At 48.3% G+C, this 16,920-nt stretch carries 18 protein-coding genes and 1 pseudogene; 17 read left to right on the top strand and 2 right to left on the bottom strand.

Going from position 1 to position 16,920, the window contains the following annotated elements:
- The first annotated feature begins 6 nt into the window (after positions 1–6).
- The 6 genes from FHT67_RS25520 to FHT67_RS25545 all read left to right on the top strand — a co-directional run bounded on the left by FHT67_RS25520 (position 7) and on the right by FHT67_RS25545 (position 3,870).
- Positions 7–399: a spore coat protein gene (locus tag FHT67_RS25520; RefSeq protein ID WP_167201738.1), complete on the top strand. Its 393-nt coding sequence runs from the start codon at positions 7–9 to the stop codon at positions 397–399.
- Positions 396–1,532: a zinc-dependent alcohol dehydrogenase gene (locus FHT67_RS25525; protein WP_167201739.1), complete on the top strand. Its 1,137-nt coding sequence runs from the start codon at positions 396–398 to the stop codon at positions 1,530–1,532. Before FHT67_RS25520 ends, FHT67_RS25525 begins: the two co-directional genes overlap by 4 nt.
- A 26-nt stretch (positions 1,533–1,558) precedes the next feature.
- Positions 1,559–1,768, top strand: coding sequence for a hypothetical protein (locus FHT67_RS25530; protein WP_132309403.1), 210 nt, complete (start codon positions 1,559–1,561; stop codon positions 1,766–1,768).
- Positions 1,765–2,064 carry a spore coat protein gene (locus FHT67_RS25535; protein ID WP_132309405.1) on the top strand — a complete coding sequence of 100 codons (300 nt, stop codon included), beginning with the start codon at positions 1,765–1,767 and terminating at the stop codon, positions 2,062–2,064. Before FHT67_RS25530 ends, FHT67_RS25535 begins: the two co-directional genes overlap by 4 nt.
- Before the next feature lie 125 nt (positions 2,065–2,189).
- Positions 2,190–2,558 (top strand): YrdB family protein, encoded by a 369-nt coding sequence (locus FHT67_RS25540; RefSeq protein WP_167201740.1) that lies wholly within the window; start codon positions 2,190–2,192, stop codon positions 2,556–2,558.
- 73 nt (positions 2,559–2,631) lie between these two features.
- Positions 2,632–3,870, top strand: coding sequence for a hypothetical protein (locus FHT67_RS25545; protein WP_167201741.1), 1,239 nt, complete (start codon positions 2,632–2,634; stop codon positions 3,868–3,870).
- A gap of 53 nt (positions 3,871–3,923) precedes the next feature.
- Here FHT67_RS25545 and clpP read toward each other — a convergent pair whose 3' ends face one another.
- Positions 3,924–4,508 carry an ATP-dependent Clp endopeptidase proteolytic subunit ClpP gene (clpP, locus tag FHT67_RS25550; protein ID WP_132309411.1) on the bottom strand — a complete coding sequence of 195 codons (585 nt, stop codon included), beginning with the start codon at positions 4,506–4,508 and terminating at the stop codon, positions 3,924–3,926.
- Between the two features lie 173 nt (positions 4,509–4,681).
- On the opposite strand from clpP, the gene FHT67_RS25555 reads away from it, so the two are divergent.
- The 4 genes from FHT67_RS25555 to FHT67_RS25570 all read left to right on the top strand — a co-directional run bounded on the left by FHT67_RS25555 (position 4,682) and on the right by FHT67_RS25570 (position 9,170).
- Complete coding sequence (locus FHT67_RS25555; protein WP_167201742.1) at positions 4,682–5,398, top strand: RNA polymerase sigma factor; 717 nt, start codon at positions 4,682–4,684, stop codon at positions 5,396–5,398.
- 126 nt (positions 5,399–5,524) lie between these two features.
- Positions 5,525–6,922 carry a spore germination protein gene (locus FHT67_RS25560; protein ID WP_167201743.1) on the top strand — a complete coding sequence of 466 codons (1,398 nt, stop codon included), beginning with the start codon at positions 5,525–5,527 and terminating at the stop codon, positions 6,920–6,922.
- Positions 6,919–8,082 carry a Ger(x)C family spore germination protein gene (locus tag FHT67_RS25565; protein ID WP_132309417.1) on the top strand — a complete coding sequence of 388 codons (1,164 nt, stop codon included), beginning with the start codon at positions 6,919–6,921 and terminating at the stop codon, positions 8,080–8,082. The genes FHT67_RS25560 and FHT67_RS25565 overlap by 4 nt, the downstream gene beginning before the upstream one ends.
- Entirely contained in the window at positions 8,079–9,170 is a 1,092-nt protein-coding gene (locus FHT67_RS25570) for a GerAB/ArcD/ProY family transporter (RefSeq protein ID WP_132309419.1), read from the top strand. Before FHT67_RS25565 ends, FHT67_RS25570 begins: the two co-directional genes overlap by 4 nt.
- On the opposite strand, the gene FHT67_RS25575 is transcribed toward FHT67_RS25570, so the two are convergent.
- On the bottom strand, positions 9,171–9,713 hold the full coding sequence (locus FHT67_RS25575) for an NAD(P)H-dependent oxidoreductase (protein WP_167201744.1): 543 nt from the start codon (positions 9,711–9,713) through the stop codon (positions 9,171–9,173).
- Positions 9,714–9,884: 171 nt separating this feature from the next.
- On the opposite strand from FHT67_RS25575, the gene FHT67_RS25580 reads away from it, so the two are divergent.
- The 7 genes and pseudogenes from FHT67_RS25580 (at position 9,885) to murA (ending at position 16,882) form a co-directional block, all read left to right on the top strand.
- A complete protein-coding gene (locus tag FHT67_RS25580) occupies positions 9,885–10,274 on the top strand; it encodes a winged helix-turn-helix transcriptional regulator (protein ID WP_167201745.1) in 390 nt (129 codons plus the stop codon).
- Between the two features lie 111 nt (positions 10,275–10,385).
- Positions 10,386–11,387 (top strand): annotated as a pseudogene (locus FHT67_RS25585) (endospore germination permease); the annotation flags it as partial.
- An 88-nt stretch (positions 11,388–11,475) separates the two neighbouring features.
- Positions 11,476–12,924 (top strand): spore germination protein, encoded by a 1,449-nt coding sequence (locus FHT67_RS25590; RefSeq protein WP_132309427.1) that lies wholly within the window; start codon positions 11,476–11,478, stop codon positions 12,922–12,924.
- Entirely contained in the window at positions 12,921–14,081 is a 1,161-nt protein-coding gene (locus tag FHT67_RS25595; RefSeq protein ID WP_167201747.1) for a Ger(x)C family spore germination protein, read from the top strand. The genes FHT67_RS25590 and FHT67_RS25595 overlap by 4 nt, the downstream gene beginning before the upstream one ends.
- A 144-nt stretch (positions 14,082–14,225) precedes the next feature.
- On the top strand, positions 14,226–14,699 hold the full coding sequence (locus FHT67_RS25600) for a hypothetical protein (protein ID WP_167201748.1): 474 nt from the start codon (positions 14,226–14,228) through the stop codon (positions 14,697–14,699).
- Positions 14,700–14,872: 173 nt separating this feature from the next.
- On the top strand, positions 14,873–15,571 hold the full coding sequence (locus FHT67_RS25605) for an FHA domain-containing protein (protein WP_132309433.1): 699 nt from the start codon (positions 14,873–14,875) through the stop codon (positions 15,569–15,571).
- Positions 15,572–15,592: 21 nt separating this feature from the next.
- The gene (gene murA, locus FHT67_RS25610; protein ID WP_167201749.1) at positions 15,593–16,882 is read left to right on the top strand and encodes a UDP-N-acetylglucosamine 1-carboxyvinyltransferase; all 1,290 of its coding nucleotides are present in this window, start codon (positions 15,593–15,595) and stop codon (positions 16,880–16,882) included.
- The last annotated feature ends 38 nt before the right edge of the window (positions 16,883–16,920 follow it).

Raw genomic sequence — 16,920 nt, forward strand, 5'->3', positions numbered from 1 at the left:
CGATTGATGGATCACAAGACGGATTATTTGGATCCCGCAAAGTCGCTAAATATGCCGGAAATGGCGGACATGACGTTTGCGGTTGATTTTCTGATTCGAGTCAAGGAAGGAGTCCGCAATACGGCAGTCGCCATTACGGAAACGGTCTCGCCGGATGTGCGGTCTTTACTTCGGGCACAGCTTTTGCAGGGCATTGCCATGCATCAGGAATTGACGGAACTCATGATCCGCAAAAAATGGTTTCATCCCTACGAACTGTCCGAGCAATACAAGCTGGATCAGCTGTCGGCCAAGAATACCATGGAGATTGCGGAACAGAAGCTGTTTCCGGATGATCACACTCGCAAAGGCATGTTTGACCGGACGCCGGACGAGCATATCGGGGGGCATTTCGCATGAAGGCAGTCACTTACCAGGGCATCAAAAACGTCCATGTCAAAGAAGTGCCGGACCCTAAAATTCAGAAGGCTGACGATGCGATTATACGGCTGACGACTACCGCTATTTGCGGATCGGATTTGCATCTGTTTCACGGAATGATTCCGAATCTCGGGGAAGATTACGTTATCGGCCATGAACCGATGGGGATCGTTGAAGAAGTGGGACCCGGTGTTGCCAACTTGAAAAAAGGCGATCGCGTCATCATCCCGTTTACGATTGCCTGCGGGGAATGCTTTTACTGCAAAAACCAGCTTGAAAGCCAATGCGACAACGCGAACGAGCATGGCGATATGGGCTCCTATTTCGGATACTCGGGTACTACCGGCGGCTATCCGGGCGGGCAAGCCGAATACTTAAGGGTTCCTTTTGCTAACTTTACGCATTTCAAAATTCCTGAAAACTGCGAGCAGCCAGACGAGAAGCTCTGTCTGATCGCGGATGCGATGACAACGGCATACTGGAGCGTAGATAATGCGGGAGTGAAAAAAGGGGACACCGTTATCGTGATCGGCTGCGGACCGGTGGGATTAATAGCTCAGAAGTTTGCCTGGTTCAAAGGCGCTTCCCGCGTCATTGCCGTGGATTATCTGGATTACCGGCTTCAGCATGCCAAACGGACCAATAAAGTCGAAATCGTAAATGCCGAATCGGATTTGAATATTGGCAATAACCTGAAGGAGATGACCAAGGGAGGAGCCGACGTCGTTATCGATTGCACCGGAATGAGCGGCAAGATGTCGCCGCTTGAAGCCCTGGCATCTGGAATAAAGCTGCAAGGCGGAGCAATGGGCGGATTGGTTATCGCTTCGCAAGCCGTGCGCAAAGGCGGAACGATTCAAGTAACCGGCGTATACGGAGGCCGATATAATGGGTTCCCGCTAGGGGATATTTTTCAAAGAAACGTGAATCTCCGCACGGGGCAAGCACCGGTTATTCATTATATGCCTTATATGTATGAGCTAATCGATACGGGAGAGGTGGATCCCGGCGACGTGGTTACGCATGTGATGCCGCTTAGCGAAGCTAAGAAAGGCTACGAGCTGTTCGACACGCGTCAGGATAATTGCATCAAAGTCGTATTGAAGCCATAGCAAGGCTTGAAAGGGGTAGCAGACAGATGGGATACGGTTTGCACGAAACGTTGGAAATCCACGAGATTGCCGGATTCAAGGCCGTCAGCTTGACCAAGTCCAAGACGATGAAAGGATTAGTCTCGGATCCTGTTCTGAAAGAGATTCTGATGCAGGATGTCATCACCTCCAGCCGCCAGCTTGAGGAGTTAGGACGTATTCTGTCCAGCGCGGTGGAGAAGGGGGTAGAGGCATGAATCCAATCATGGAGTTTCTGACCGGCATGAACACGCTCACGGATCAGGTGATTGCCATGGATTTTCTGAACTCCGCGAAAAGCGGCGTAAGAAACTATGCCTTTGCGATAACGGAAGCCGGAACGCCAGAGGTTAAGGAAGTCTTATTAAGACAGCTGGAGGAGGCTATAGATACGCATGATCGGATCTTGGCCTTTATGCTTGAGAAGCAATGGTATCAGCCTTGGGATATTAAAGGGCAGTTCCAGCTGGATCTTCAGAATATTGATCTATCCTTAAAAGCGCCAACTCTATAAGCTTAATGAGGATGAAAAACCGCATATTGCGGTTTTTTTTGTTTCCATTTTACGTATAGGTGTTAGAATGGCAATAGCGAATGGAAATACAAGGAAGCCGTTTTTCGCGAAGGGTGGAGCTGTAAATGAAGGGATTGGGAACGGGCATTTTGCTTGCGGCTTTTTTTCTGCTTGAGCTTGCCGCGTTTGTCGTGTTTGGTTATTGGGGTTATCAGCTGCAGTCCGTAAAAATGATAAGTATTCTACTGGCAGTAGCGACTCCTCTTGTTCTCGCGGTTCTGTGGGGGATGTTTCTTTCGCCAAAAGCATCCGTGGCAATCTTCACCTACCCCGTAAGAACGGCCCTGAAGCTGGTTGTTTTCCTGGCTGCATCGGCCGCTTTGTTTACAACGGGGCATGAAAAGCTCGGGCTTGCTTTTCTAATCGCTGCGATCGTTATCATCGCAGCTGTATTTCTATTGAAATTGCATAAAGCAGATGCCGCTAAGGAATAGAATCTTCATTATTCAGTCAAATGTGACGATAAAGTAAGAGATTCCCAGAATTAATAGGAGAGCAGGAAATCAGTTGAGAATAATCGTAAATGGTTCTGAGCTAAAAACGGATTTTCCGCCTTTCAATGACGGAAGAAGATCATTCCTCCATCTCGATTCAATCCTGTCCGCATTGGGCAGAACTTATTGGATAGAAGAGGATGGCGCTCTGGCAATTTGTCCGGACTTACCTAAGCGTAAACGAATTGCATGGCTGCATGATGAATGGGAGGATTCTCTTCGAAAGATTGATGGAGTAATTTTTATTTGTTCCAATCGGTTAAGCGATGTAACAAATACAGAAATCGTAATTAGTAACCGCAATGCAACAATAACAATTACTGATGAAATGGATGCAGAGGAGAGCGGCTTTATTACTAACGAACAGGCTAATGATGAATATGAACCAGAGGAATTTAGCCCGGAAGAAAGCGCGAAAATCAATTACGGTAAATATGCTACTCCTCCAATCTTGAACGAATTGAATGCTTTTAGCCTCCAATTGGACCAAACAGGCCGTGTATTTTTGGATGAGGTTGGTTTTTACATAAGCAATGAGCATAGCCCTTACAGCCAAACGCCTTACGATGTTATCGTTTTTGGCCATACGGGCGGAGATGGAGAACATTATGGTTTTTTGACTGATTTCGGTACGGTGGAAGATTTGGAGAACGCTCCTATCGTACGAGTATCCCCCATGGGAGGAGACGAAGCCGTAGAGTACATTGCCCATAATATAAGAGAGTTTCTGAGAATAAAAGCGATTGATAGTACGCTGGTCTATATTGAGTTTGACAATACAGATGAATATGAGAATTATGTATTGAAAGAAGAGGCCGAGCTTAAAGCAAGCAATCCGGAATGGCTGCCTACAGAAGAAGATAAGGTCAGAAACCGAGAAGTCATGGCAAGCATGGTTAAATTTTTAAAACTACCTGAAATTGAAAATCCGTATACCTATTTAAAAAGGGTCAGGCAGGAGAGACAAGAGCGCGTATTGGTTTCAACGCATGACAGCCTAGGTATAATTAATTCTTTATCGCCCTTCGAGGATAAAGAACATAAGCGCTTAAACGTAGATGAAGATCTTGGTATCGAAGAGCTTGAGGATTATTTAGTGCATGCTTCGGTTGCAGGTAAAATGGCCTTAATACGCGATTTCAATGCTATAGGATTCTATGATGATGAGGTAAAAGAAGCAGTCGTATCCGTAATGGTGAAGCTAGGGCTTCAAGACGAATTAACTCGCATGAATGCAAAGGAAGAATGGTGAACCAAGTCGAAAATAAGAAGGCTGCCACATAAAGCAGCCTTCTTATTTTTGTCCTAAACCGAATGGACAACCTGGTCGATTATCCCGTAGTCAAGAGCTTCCTGGGCGGAGAGGAAATAATCGCGGTCCATGTCCTTCTCGATTTTCTCAAGCGGTTGGCCCGTACGGTCGGCGGCGATCCGATTCAACCGGGCTCTCGTATCGAGGATTCGTTTCGCGCTGATCGCGATATCGCTGGCTTGGCCTTGTGCGCCGCCATGAGGCTGGTGGATCATGATCTCGCTGCTGGGCAGAGCAAATCGCTTGCCCTTGGCTCCGCTTAGAAGCAGAATAGCCGCAAAGGAGGCTGCCATTCCAACGCAAATCGTATGAACCTCGGGTTTTATATACTGCATGGTGTCATAGATCGCAAAGCCTGCCGTTGTAGAGCCGCCGGGAGAGTTAATGTACAAGCTGATTTCCTTATCCGGATCCTCGGCGGCCAGAAATAAGAGCTGTGCGACGATACTGTTCGCTACCTGGTCGTCAATCGCTGAACCAAGGAAGATAATCCGGTCCTTCAGTAGCCGGGAATAAATATCGTAGGAACGTTCTCCGCGATTGGATTGTTCAACAACATAGGGGATAAAGCTGCTCATCGTTAATCCCTCTTTCCTTTGTTTGTTTGATGTCTTGCATTCGGCAAACGAAAAGAGAAGGCGAAAAGATACGTAACAAAATTAATTTGATTTGACCGTATCTTTTTCGAGTCTTCGCTCGTTTACTGAATTAAGGATGCGTATAATAGGTAAGAGCGGAGGTGTCCGATACGATGGAAGCAACGATGGAAAAGGAAAATATAGAGCTGGAACGGCTGCAGGGAGTGCTTAGCCGCTATTGCCTGTCTTTAACCAAATCTCGGGCGGAAGCGGAAGATTTGTCTCAGGACACGTGGGTTAAGGCTATGGATTCGGCGCAGCTGCCGGAGCATGCCAATCCTGAAGCTTATTTGCTCCGAATTGCCCGCAATACTTGGATTGACCGGGTAAGAAGGCAATCGACCCATTCGCGGATGATGGATTCAATCCGAAGCTTGGCAGAGCATCAAGCCATGACGCAGGAAAGTCGGATCGGAACGGAGCTGATTATGCAGGCTCTTCTGACTTTTCTGTCTCCGCTTCAACGAACGGTCTTCCTGCTGCGGGACGTCATCGGGTATTCGGCTCAGGAGACGGCATTGCGCTTAGGTCTAACAACTGGTGCGGTCAAAGCGGCTTTGCACCGGGCCCGCGCCGCATTGCCGCCGATCAGGCAGGCTGTCGAGGCAGGCACGCTGCCAGCTCCGAAGGACGAAGGACTGCGGGAGGTCTTGCGAACGCTTGCCATCGCTTATGAAGGCGGCGATATTGACGCGATGCTGACCCTTGTGCAGCAAGGGGATCTGGAGCCTGCCCCTGCGCTTGCGGTCCTGCAAAGCAGGAGAGTCCGGGCAGCCTCGAACCAAGCTCCCCGCGGCCGCTCCGTACCGTCCATGCAGCTCGCAGCTTAACGAAATTGAAATAGGTAAGCATGAAGAAGCACGGCCGTTATGGCCGTGCTTCTTTTTTTGTTACGAATAAGGCAATCCGAATCCGTAAAAAATATCCACGACAAAAGGAAGGGAGTGGCAATTGTTATGGAGCCGTTTAAGCCGGTGAATGTGAGCGCGAGCCTAAAAGACAACGAGAACGTGCTTCGTAACATCTTCCATCACTGCGCGGATATCGTGTTTCGGCCTTTGAATCTTCCTGGCCGTCCGGGCATTCTTCTTGTATATATCGACGAATTGACGGATACGGCCAAATTAGAGCAGATTATCTCTACCTGCATGATGAACGACGACTTTAGCCGACTGACGCAATATACGAGCGTGAACAGCTATTCGCAGATAGTCGCCAAAGTGCTTAAAGGCTGTACGGCCATTTTTATGAACGGGTTGCCTATTGCGTATATCGCTGATTTGACCTCCTTTAAGCAGCGTTCCATCGATGAGCCCTCCAATGAAGCTTCCATTCGCGGTCCGAGGGAAGGGTTCACGGAGGATTTAAAAACGAATCTAAGCATGATCCGGAGAAAAATCAGTCATTCGAAACTGAAATTCGAAAGCTATCAAGCCGGAGAGCTGTCCAATACGGAGTTTGTTGTTGCTTACATCGAGGATTGCGCAAAGCCGGAGCTGCTGCAGGAGGTGAGAAGGAGACTAGCTTCCTTCCGCACGAACCAATTGCTGGACTCCAGTTATATCGAGGAGTATATCGAGGATAAATCGTTATCCTTGTTTCCCCAAATTCGAAACACGGAGCGTCCGGATACCGTGTCCTCCAGCCTGCTGGAAGGGAAAGTCTCGATTATTGTAGACGGTTCTCCGAATGCGCTTATTCTTCCCATGACGTTTTGGTCGGGCTTCCAAGCGGCAGAGGATCATTACGAGCGTTTCCTGTACGTGTCGGCGGTCCGAATGCTGCGGATGCTGCTAGCCGTCATGTCATGTCTGCTTCCATCCTTGTACGTGGCCCTTACCACCTTTCATCCGCAAATGATTCCGCTTAATCTCATGCTTAGCATCTCGGCAGCCAGGGAAGGAATTCCGTTTCCAACGGTGATTGAAACCCTGCTCATGGAAATTATGTTTGAGGGCCTTAGGGAAGCCGGGCTTCGGTTACCCAAGGCAATCGGCTCGGCCGTCAGTATCGTAGGCGCGCTGGTCATTGGGGAGGCTGCGGTGCAGGCAGGCTTTATTTCGGCCCCCATCGTCATGATTGTAGCGGGCACGGGAATTGCCTCGTTCGCCTTCCCGAGCTATAGCCTCGCTTTGCCTTTCCGGATTCTCCGGTTTCCGTTATTGATCCTAGGCGGGTTTCTCGGATTGTACGGCGTTGCCATCGGAATCATGTTTATTGCGATACATCTTGTTACGCTGAAGTCCTTCGGAACCCCTTACTTAAAACCCACGGCTCCAATCTGGCCCACTTTTTGGAAGGATACGCTGGTACGCATGAACAAACGTTTCGTTCCGGCGCCACGCAGAAAATGAAAAAAATACGGTGTTTTATCGTTTGTTCACTTTGCTCGCTGCTGCTCACGGGCTGCTGGGACAGGAACGAAATTAACGAATACGCCTTTTGGATCGGTACCGCTCTGGATTTGACGGACTCGGGGAAGCTGGAGAAAAGCGCTCAAATCGCGATTCCCGCCGAGTTCAAAACGATGAAGGGCAGCGGGGGGAAAGGGGAGAGGGCCAATATCGTCATATCGGCAACGGGCACATCCATTGTCGATTTGATTCAACAAATCCAGGAAAAGCTGCCCCGGCGCATTTTCCTTGGACACCGCAGGTCGATATTCATCGGGGAAAAGCTGGCCCATAAAGGGCTGGTCGATATCATGGATCAGTTTACCCGGAATCCCGACACCCGCATGAGAACCGATATTTTCGTGGTCAACGATGGAAAGGGCAAGGATGCCTTAACGATTAACAGTCCCTTTAACCAGTTCTCGGCGATCGTTGCGGTGCATCAAGACCGTTATTGCCGGCTCGGAGATACGTCCTTGCGGGATTTGCTGTTGGATGCGGGAAGAGACGGCATCCGCCCTTCGATACCGATGATCGATATCGCTCCAATGAACAAGCTGGAGGAAAACAAAATCTTTGAAGTAAGGGCCGTCGCGATCTTCAACAAGGATTTGAAAATGGTCGGGAAAGTCCGGGACAGGGAGTCTCTCGAGCTGTTTTGGGTAAAAGGCGTGCTCAAAAACCAGTATGTATCGGAAGATACCGGGGAAGGCAGCATCTCCTTGTATGTATCCAATCTAAGAAGAACGTTCCGCACCGCAATCGAAGGGGATAAGCTTAAGGTCTACGTGAAATTGAAAGGGAATGCCAGGGTTGTGGAAAACAATACGCCTATCGATCTTTCCGTATCCGCCCAGCGTATTCATACGGAACGGAAGTTTAATGAGATCAAGGCAAAGCAAATCGAGGATACAATCAGGAAAATACAAACGACTTACGGTCAAGACGTATTCGGCTTTGGCGAAGAGTTTCACCGGGAACATCCGAAGAAATGGAAAAAGCTGAAAGACCAATGGGACAACATTTTCCCGACCGTGGAAGTAGCCGTCGATGTCGGCATTAAAATTCAGAGCACGGGGGATATTCGCAAGCGCATCCCTAGAATAGGAGCAAGAGAGTGAAGATTTCATCTTGGCAATTGTTTTGGATCCTCACAACGCTGGAGATATCCATGAGTATATGGCTTACGGTATCTCCTACCATAGAGATTGCCGGACAGGACGCATGGATCTCGTTTGCCTTAGCGGGAATTATAGGGATCGCATTGACTTGGATCTTAATACGAGTTAGTCAGCGGCATGCCGACCAGACCTTGGTGGAATTCGCACAGACTCTATTCGGCAAATGGATCGGAAAGCTGATCGGCCTATTGTACATTCTGATGTGGTATTCGGTCTGCGCGGATATCCTGCGAATCTTCTCCTTGTTCATCAAGCAGGTTCTGTTCCATGATACCCCGATATGGATGATTTCCGCCCTGATGATGACGGCAATGATCTATATCACCTGGGCGGGAAGCGTTGAGGCAATCGCCCGTTTCAGCGAGATGGCGGGCCCGCTGCTTCTGCTGGGGATATTGATTACTTTCGTATTCAATATCCCCAATCTGCATTTATCGCTTATGCTTCCTGTATTTACGGATACGGGAGCGATGTCCATCTTGAAGGGATCCTTCGTGAATGCGTCGTTCCTGGGGGAGTCCATGATGATTATGATGCTGATCCCTTTTGTCGCTAATCCGAAAAACATTCAGAGGCCTGTGTTATTGGCGATCTGCATCCCGTCTGTCTTGGCGATTATTACGGCCATCATGGTTGTTTCCACCTTTGGCGTTCAAATCGGATCAACCTTATATTTCCCGTATTTCAGCATGGTGCGGTTTATAAATTACCTGGATTTCATTCAAAATATGGATGTGTGGATCGTGTTTATTTGGATCTTCAGCGTATTCGTTAAGCTGTCCATCTATCTGTTCATCAATAGTTACGGCACAGCTCAAATATTAGGCGTAAAAAAATGGCGGAAGCTGATCGCGTTTACGGCTCCCGTCATTTTCGCGGCAACCTTGATCCCGGCCAATGTATTCGGATTGCTCGATTACGCGAACTTCGTTTGGATCAAGTATATCTTCCCGATCTTTGTCGTGGGCTTTCCAATCCTATTCCTGCTTGCCGGCATGATCCGTAAACGAATGGTTGCAGCCTCCTGATTAATGGGCAAGCACGGGCATAAGGGTTCGAATATGCTCCGCGTAACGATTCGCTTCCCGTTCGAGCCCTTCATGCGTTAACGCATTCGCATTATAACATACGAACGCAGGGAGATAGGTACCCTTGCACTTGGTTACGGTGCGCTCCATGGGACGCAGTAGCTCGCTGATTGTGAATTGATTGTCTCCGCCTGAGCGATAGGACTTATCGGAACCGCCCGTTGTCGTGGCGATAAGAAACTCTTTGCCAACCAGCCGGTTCCCTCCCGGACCATATGCCCATCCCGGCTTCATTACGTCGTCGAACCACTTTTTCAATAGTGGCGGGCAGCTGTACCAGTAGAAGGGGAATTGCAGCACAATCCGGTCATACTGCAGCAGGAGCGCTTGCTCCTTCTCCGTATCCACGTTCCAATCCGGATACAGCTCATATAGCTTGCGAATATGGATGGCATCATTATTCTTATTCAGCCCCTGCAATAAAGCTTTGTTGGCCCGGGAGTTGTTCAGGTCGGGATGGGCTGCGATAACCAAAATTTTCATGGGAATCTTCCTTTCGAGTTGAAGTATCCCCATTATTAAGCAATATGACTGAACTGAAAAGTACGCTCTTTTTCCGTACTTAGTACGGTTTACCGTACTATCTTGCCGCTGCTGAGGGCTCTGCTATAATAAATACATCGATCTGAGAGCTACGAGGGACGGAGGAGAACGATGAGCAAGGACAGCCAAAGGCCTGCCTCCACGGAAGGAATCCTTGCGACCCTTCAGGTTATAGGCGGGAAGTGGAAGCCGTTAATCTTGTTTATTTTGTTATACGAAGGTACGAAGAGGTTCGGAGAACTGCGGCGGATGCTGCCGAACGTCACGCAAGGGATGCTGACCAGCCAGCTTCGGGAAATGGAGAGGGACGGACTAATCGTGCGGAAGGTATATCAGGAGGTGCCTCCCAAAGTGGAGTACCAATTATCCGACCATGGCGGGTCTCTTGGTTCCGTTTTGACCGATATGTGCGGATGGCGCTTCAAGCATTTGAACTTTATGAAACAGCATGGGGAAGAGCGGAAGGAACCTGCCCCTTATATGTCTCAAGCGGATACCTGACGGTATTCGTTTTTTTGTTGCGCTGTGCCGTGCAGGATTGCGCTTTCTTGGATAATTTCATCGGACATGGAAAATACTACAACAAATCTCTATTGATGAAGGTGTGTAAGAATGAATTCGCTCAAGATCTCTCTGGTACAAGCCTTTTTATTGCTTGTAATTACATCTGCAGTTACCAACCAGTCCACCATTATACCGCTTATTTTGAAAGTATCGGGAAGAGACTCCTGGATTAGCGTTGTACTTGCAATCGTGCCGGGCGTTTTTCTGCTATTAATCCTCCAATTTATCATGAATTCAACCAAGAACGAGTCCATTATTCCTTGGGTAAAACGTCATTTCGGTGTATTTTCCAGCTGGATGATCGCGATTCCGTTTATGCTTTATTTATTATCCGATAGTCTGATAACGCTAAAAGATACGACTAATTGGGTAGACGCAACCTTTCTTCAGGAAACCCCGCGGTTTGTAATCGCTGCTTCATTGACGCTGTTATGCTACATGGCAGCGCAAGCGGGCTTTTGGTCCATTACACTATGCGCTGGAGTATTGCTTCCGTTTTTTATCCTGCTCGAAATATTTTTGCTATTCGTAAACCTTCAATATAAAAACTATCAATATGTCATGCCGGTTTTGGAGAACGGTATGCCGCCGGTACTGCACGGAATGATTTTTTCTTCCCATACGGTGCTAGAAATAATCATTCTTTTATTTATCCAGCATCATATTCAATCGAAGGTCCGTCCTGGCTTCATATTCCTGTTGGTTGCTGTTCATATCGGTCTTGTGTTAGGTACGCTGGTTGATATTATAACCAACTTCTCCCCCGGCGAAGTCGGGCTGCAGCGGTATCCAACCTTTGAGCAATGGGGCCTTGTCACCATAGGGAAAAACGTAGCCCATCTTGATTTTTTGTCAATCTACGAATGGTTAAGCGGGGCTTTTATCCGCTTGGCGCTTTGCATGTTTTTGATTGTCGAGCTGTTTCAATTCAAGCATGCCTTATCGAGAAATATTACCCTTTTGGCTCTTACGGCGTTCATGTTGATCATGCCGCTTTTTCCTATAAGCGATCCCGCGTTCGTCTGGTTTCTGAGGGAATGGTTTTACCCGATTGCCTTGATTTTACTCATGGGTATTTTGTGTCTGCTGCTTCTGTTCGCATTTATTGTCCGCATGAGAGAAAGGGGAGGTCAAAGCCATGCAGTCAAAAGAGATCCATCCCATTGAATCGGTCTTGCGGCAATGGTTCCATAAATGCTCCGATGTCGTTTTCCAGCCCGTTCATCTTATAAACGAGGAGAGCAGGTGGGGGGTGCTCTTTGTTTATTGCGAGGGTTTAACGGACAGGAAGCTTATCGACCAAACCATAATTCCCCAGTTGGAAAAATTGACAGCCGAAGAAATGATGACAGGTACCCTGGGAAATTTGTCTTTCTTGCCAGTGGAACGCGAGCAGCAAAGTATTGTGGATGCCGTTTTTTCCGGAAAGCTCCTGCTCCTTTTCGACCAAAACAAAAGGATCTATGCTGTTGATATTTCCAACCCTCCACAGCGAAATACCGAGGAATCCAATACGGAAGTATCGGTTAAAGGACCGCGTGACGGCTTTACGGAGAATATCTCTACCAATATCGCGCTTGTGCGCAAACGGTTGCGTAATACAACTCTTTGCTGCGAAAGCTTTGTGGTTGGCCGCAGGAGCAGAACCAAGGTTGCGCTTTTGTATGACAGCGATATTATCCACCCGAAAATTCTTGAGACAGCCCGCAAGCGGATTCAGAAAATCGATGTGGATGCTTTAGTCAGCAGCGAAGAATTAGAGGAATTCATCTCGGATTGGCCATTCCGTATATTTCCTTCCATAGATTATATCGGACGACCTGACTATGCGGTTGAGGCGATCCTCAGGGGGCGTTTCGTTATTATCGTGGATGGGACGCCAATGGTGCTTATTGCACCGGCCACCTTGTCTTCTTTACTGAAAACACCCGAAGACATTCATGCCAACTATTTATTTGTTGCTTGCGAGTCCCTTCTAAGGTATCTGGGCTTGTTTATCGGTATTTTTATTCCGGGTTTCTATGTTGCCCTTACGTCGTATCATCTGGACCAAATTCCAATTACAACGTTAGCGACCGTCATTAACGTCAGCAAAGGGCTGCCAATACCCGCACCCTTGGAGGCCTTTCTCATGCAATTTACTTTTGAATTGTTCCGTGAAGCAGGCATCCGGCTTCCAAAAGGGGTTGGGCAGACTGTTACTGTGGTAGGGGGCTTATTCATTGGTCAAGCTGCAATTGACGCAGGTTTAACCTCATCGGCCATGCTCGTAGTAACCGCTTTGTCCATGGTCTCAACCTACACGCTGGTTAATCAATCGTTAAGCGGATTGGTAACGATATTGCGTTTGTTTATATTGGCATGCTCTGCGTTTCTTGGCATGTATGGTTTCTTCTGGGGCATGTTCGCGCTGCTTATTTACTTAACAAGAATGCAATCGTTCGGAGTGCCTTATCTGGCGCCATTCTCGCCTCCGGTATTTAAGGATATGATTATGGCTTTGCTGACCAAACCGAGATCCAGGGTAAAGAGAAGGCCGTTCATTTACAAACCGCAGGATATCGAACGAAAGGAGAGCGGGAAATGAGAAAAAGAGTCGGAGTCGCCTTCATATTGCTCGGTATATGCCTTGTGTTAACGGGATGCTGGGATGTAAAGACTGTATCCGACTACAATTTTGTTACCGCGATGGGTATTGATCACAAAGAGGGCAAGTATACCATTTATGTTCAACTTATGGATTTCGGCGACATGGGTACGCATGACCAGAGTCCTCCTGGAGACCGATCAAATGTATGGATTGGCAGAAGCGAAGGGGAGTCCCTGTATGAGGCGATTAACAAGCTTTACAAAACCTCGCAGCAAAATTTGTATTGGGATCATCTGATGGCCATTGTGTTTAGCGAAAACGCCATAAAAAACGATATCAACACTTTTTTTGATTCGATTCCGCGGTTTCCGCAAATTCGGTATAATACCTGGGTTTTTAGCACACGCGAGCCTATTAGCGAGTTGTTCAAATACTCCACCTTTTTCAATCTTTCGCCTATTTCGAATCTTTTGCATAACCCTAGGGTCCTTCACAACCAACTGTCCTACGTTCCGCCGATTCGGCTCAACACCGTATTGGCCAATAAAGAGGAGAAAGGGGAAACCGATCTGATTCCGAACCTGATTCTCGTCAAGAAGAAGTGGGAAGACACGGAAAGGGATCAAACGGTTCTTGAAATGAATGGGGCTTTTGCTTTGGATGACGGAAGAGCGGAGCATTTTTATTCGGAAAAACAATTGGACGGCGTGCGATGGGTCACTCCCAAGACGAGGCGGTCCGTTCTGCCGATTAATAAAGACGGCAGGCGAATAGGGATGATGTCGATCTTAAAGCCGGACAAAAAAGTAGATTTCGCAATCGAGGGCGGCAAACCGTTTATACGTTTGGAGCTGGAATTCAAAGGAGTAATCGAAGAGGTGCTTACGGGCTCCGGAGCTAAGGAATTTCAAGTCATCGCGGAGAAAGAAATTAGAGAACAAGTGGTTCAAACTTATAACGCCGGGATCGCGAATGCTACGGATATTTACGGACTGGAGCAGTATTTGTACAGAAGGGATCCGAAAACATGGAAGTCTTTGACGGCTGCTGCGGGCAGCACGGAACACGGATCGTTTTTGAATGAAAATTCATTAAAGGACGTAAAAGTAAAGGTTAACATCTCTCACTCCGGCATGTATGATATGGATCCGTAAGTTGTAATAAGTTTAGTGGAAATCCGCGTAGCCCGCGGATTTTTTTGCGTTGCCTTTAATGCAGGATATTAGGCAAGTTGCGTGGAATTAATTGGATGGGATTAAAGGCGAGAAAAAGATAGGCAGCATAAAGGGGGAACTGACTTGAACGTTACGTATTCCGTGAAAAACCCAACCAGGTTAAAAAATATGATCGTTTTTTCAGTCGCAAGTCTGATTTGGTTGTTTATCATTATCCATCGCTGGAGGGACTATTCAAGTAGAGGCGAGACGGAGTTGCTTATCTTAGATTCGAACTCTTTCATATTCCTGGTTTATATTGTTCTCTTAATATTAACCGTAATCAGAGCTTTAAGAAAACCTACTGGGCTATCTATGCATGAAAACGCGATTCTGGTGAACGGCCACACCCTTTCTGCGCAAGAGATTAAAGTCATTATGAAAATGGGCTATTTCAATCCGGTTATCGGCATAAAGCCAAAAGGAAAGAAAATCGTCCCCCTTCGGTTATGCTTCAGTTTCGCTGCGAATGAAGATCAGGGTATAATGGATCTGAAAGAGTGGGCCGCAGCTAACAACGTAAAGATGGTCGATAAAGATTTCATGTCTTGGTTGTAAGGGTAGAGTCGCTCGGGCAGCGGCTCTTTTTTTGCTTCACTGACTCCCGCAGCGTTACTGAAAAATAAGCGGGGCGTCAGTGTGCGGAGGTTTTAATCATGCCCGGTTTGAGTTACGATATCTAATGGAGTCACTACCGATGGCAGTCCGCCATCCCATACGGAGGAACACAAGTGGAAAACTTTGCATGCTTATATATCATTCGCGGTGAGCCCTACAAGTCGGGAACCATCGTGAATTTGGATGAGAATGAAACGACGGTTGGCCGGTTATCCAATCAGTTGACTCCGGATATCGCCTTTACCAATCCGTTTATTTCACGTCAGCATATCGTCATACGGAAAGAACTGGACAAAGCCGTGCTGTACGATAAAGGAAGCCTGCACGGAACGGAGATCAACGGGGAACGCGTGAAGCCTCACCGACCTTATCCTTTGAACAATTTCGACATCATCAAGCTGGCCAACGGCATGAGTGTCCTTCACTTCTCCTACGTGTTCGCCGACCAGACGCTGGAGCTTGAACCGCTTAGCATTACCAGACAGCTTGAAATCCCGGGAATGCCGCTGACCATTCATTGGGAGAAGAGAGAATGCATAGTGGAAGGGCAGCGTATTCCGATGTCGGAAAAGGAATATTTGCTGATCCGCCTTCTGCACGAGAATGCGAATCGGCTTGTACCGCTTGAAGTCATTAAGGCTACGGTATGGCCTGAACGGCTAGCGGGAGAAGAAGGCATCCCGGATGTTACGCTCGATGAATTAAATGCCCTGATTTACCGGGTGCGCAAAAAATACGGCAAAGACACCTTCCTGATAAGCGCAGTGCGCGGCAGCGGCTACGTACTCGAATCGGAGATTGTATCTTCCTGACGAAAGTAGGAGAATTCCTTCATGAAATATATACAGACAGAGTATTCAGGACCCCTTAACGGAAAAGTACATATTCCTGGAGCGAAAAACAGTTCTCTGGCGCTGCTTGCCGCAGCATGTTTGGCGGATGATATTGTCATGCTCGAGGGTATTCCCCTCATCGACGATATAAGAATGATTGAAGGAATAAGCCAGGATATCGGCATGGAGCTGAAGCAAGAGGGAGGGCTAATGATCCTTGACCCGCGCTGGATTCACAGTGCCGTGATCGATCCGGGCAAGTCCTCGAGCTACCGGGCATCGTATTATTTTGCGGGTGCCCTGCTGGCTAAATTTGGACGAGTAACGATCGGATTCCCCGGAGGCGATAATTTCGTCTCCAGGCCGATTGATCAGCATATTAAGGTGTTCCAAGCGCTTGGCGCCCAGGTTCACATGTTCCAGGATTATTACGTTGTGGAAGGCGCGGAGCTCAAAGGCGCGGACATCTACTTCGATATGGTCACATCCGGCGCAACGATTAACGCGATACTCGCAGCTTCCCGGGCGAAAGGCCGCACGATTCTTCATAACGCGGCCGTAGATCCGGAGGTTGTGGATACGGCGGCTTTCCTGAATCGGCTTGGCGCGAAAATCTACGGTGCGGGAACGAACCGGATCCGCATTGAAGGCGTGTCTTATTTGAATGGGGGAAGACATACGGTTATTCCCGATCGTTTGATTGCCGGAGCTTTTCTGATGGCTGCCGGAATGAACGGCGGACAGGTTACCGTGGAGGATGTGATCCCCGAACATCTGGGGTCCTGTCTGTCCAAGCTGCAAGAAATAGGGCTGGAAATCGAATGCGGCGAGAACCATATTACGGCGTATAGCTCCGGTTCGTTAAGAGCGACGCGCATTCGGACAGGCATGTATCCCGGCTTCGCGACGGACCTGCAGCAGCCCATGACGGCTCTTCTGCTGCAGGCGAAAGGCAAGAGCATCATCACGGAGCGCGTCTACCCGATGCGGTTCGCTCACGTCCCGCAGTTAAGGCGGCTTGGCGCAGAGATTGAGCTGCGGAAGGAAAGCGCGTTTATCAGAGGCGGAATCCCGCTGCAAGGCGGTTGGGTGCACGCAACGGATGTGCGCGCCGGTACATGCCTGCTGCTGGCGGGCCTCGCCGCGGAGGGAAGCACCAACATTACGGGCGTTGAGCATATCGAACGCGGCTATGAAGACGTGATTGGCAGCTTTCGCGCAATCGGGGCTAAGCTGTCCATTCACGAACGGGCGGATACGTTGATCACCGGAGACAAAATCCTGAGTTAATATACGACATCACAGAAGCCTCTAACCATTTCGTGTTA

Source organism: Paenibacillus sp. BK720, from assembly GCF_011761545.1.
Classification (GTDB): domain Bacteria; phylum Bacillota; class Bacilli; order Paenibacillales; family Paenibacillaceae; genus Pristimantibacillus.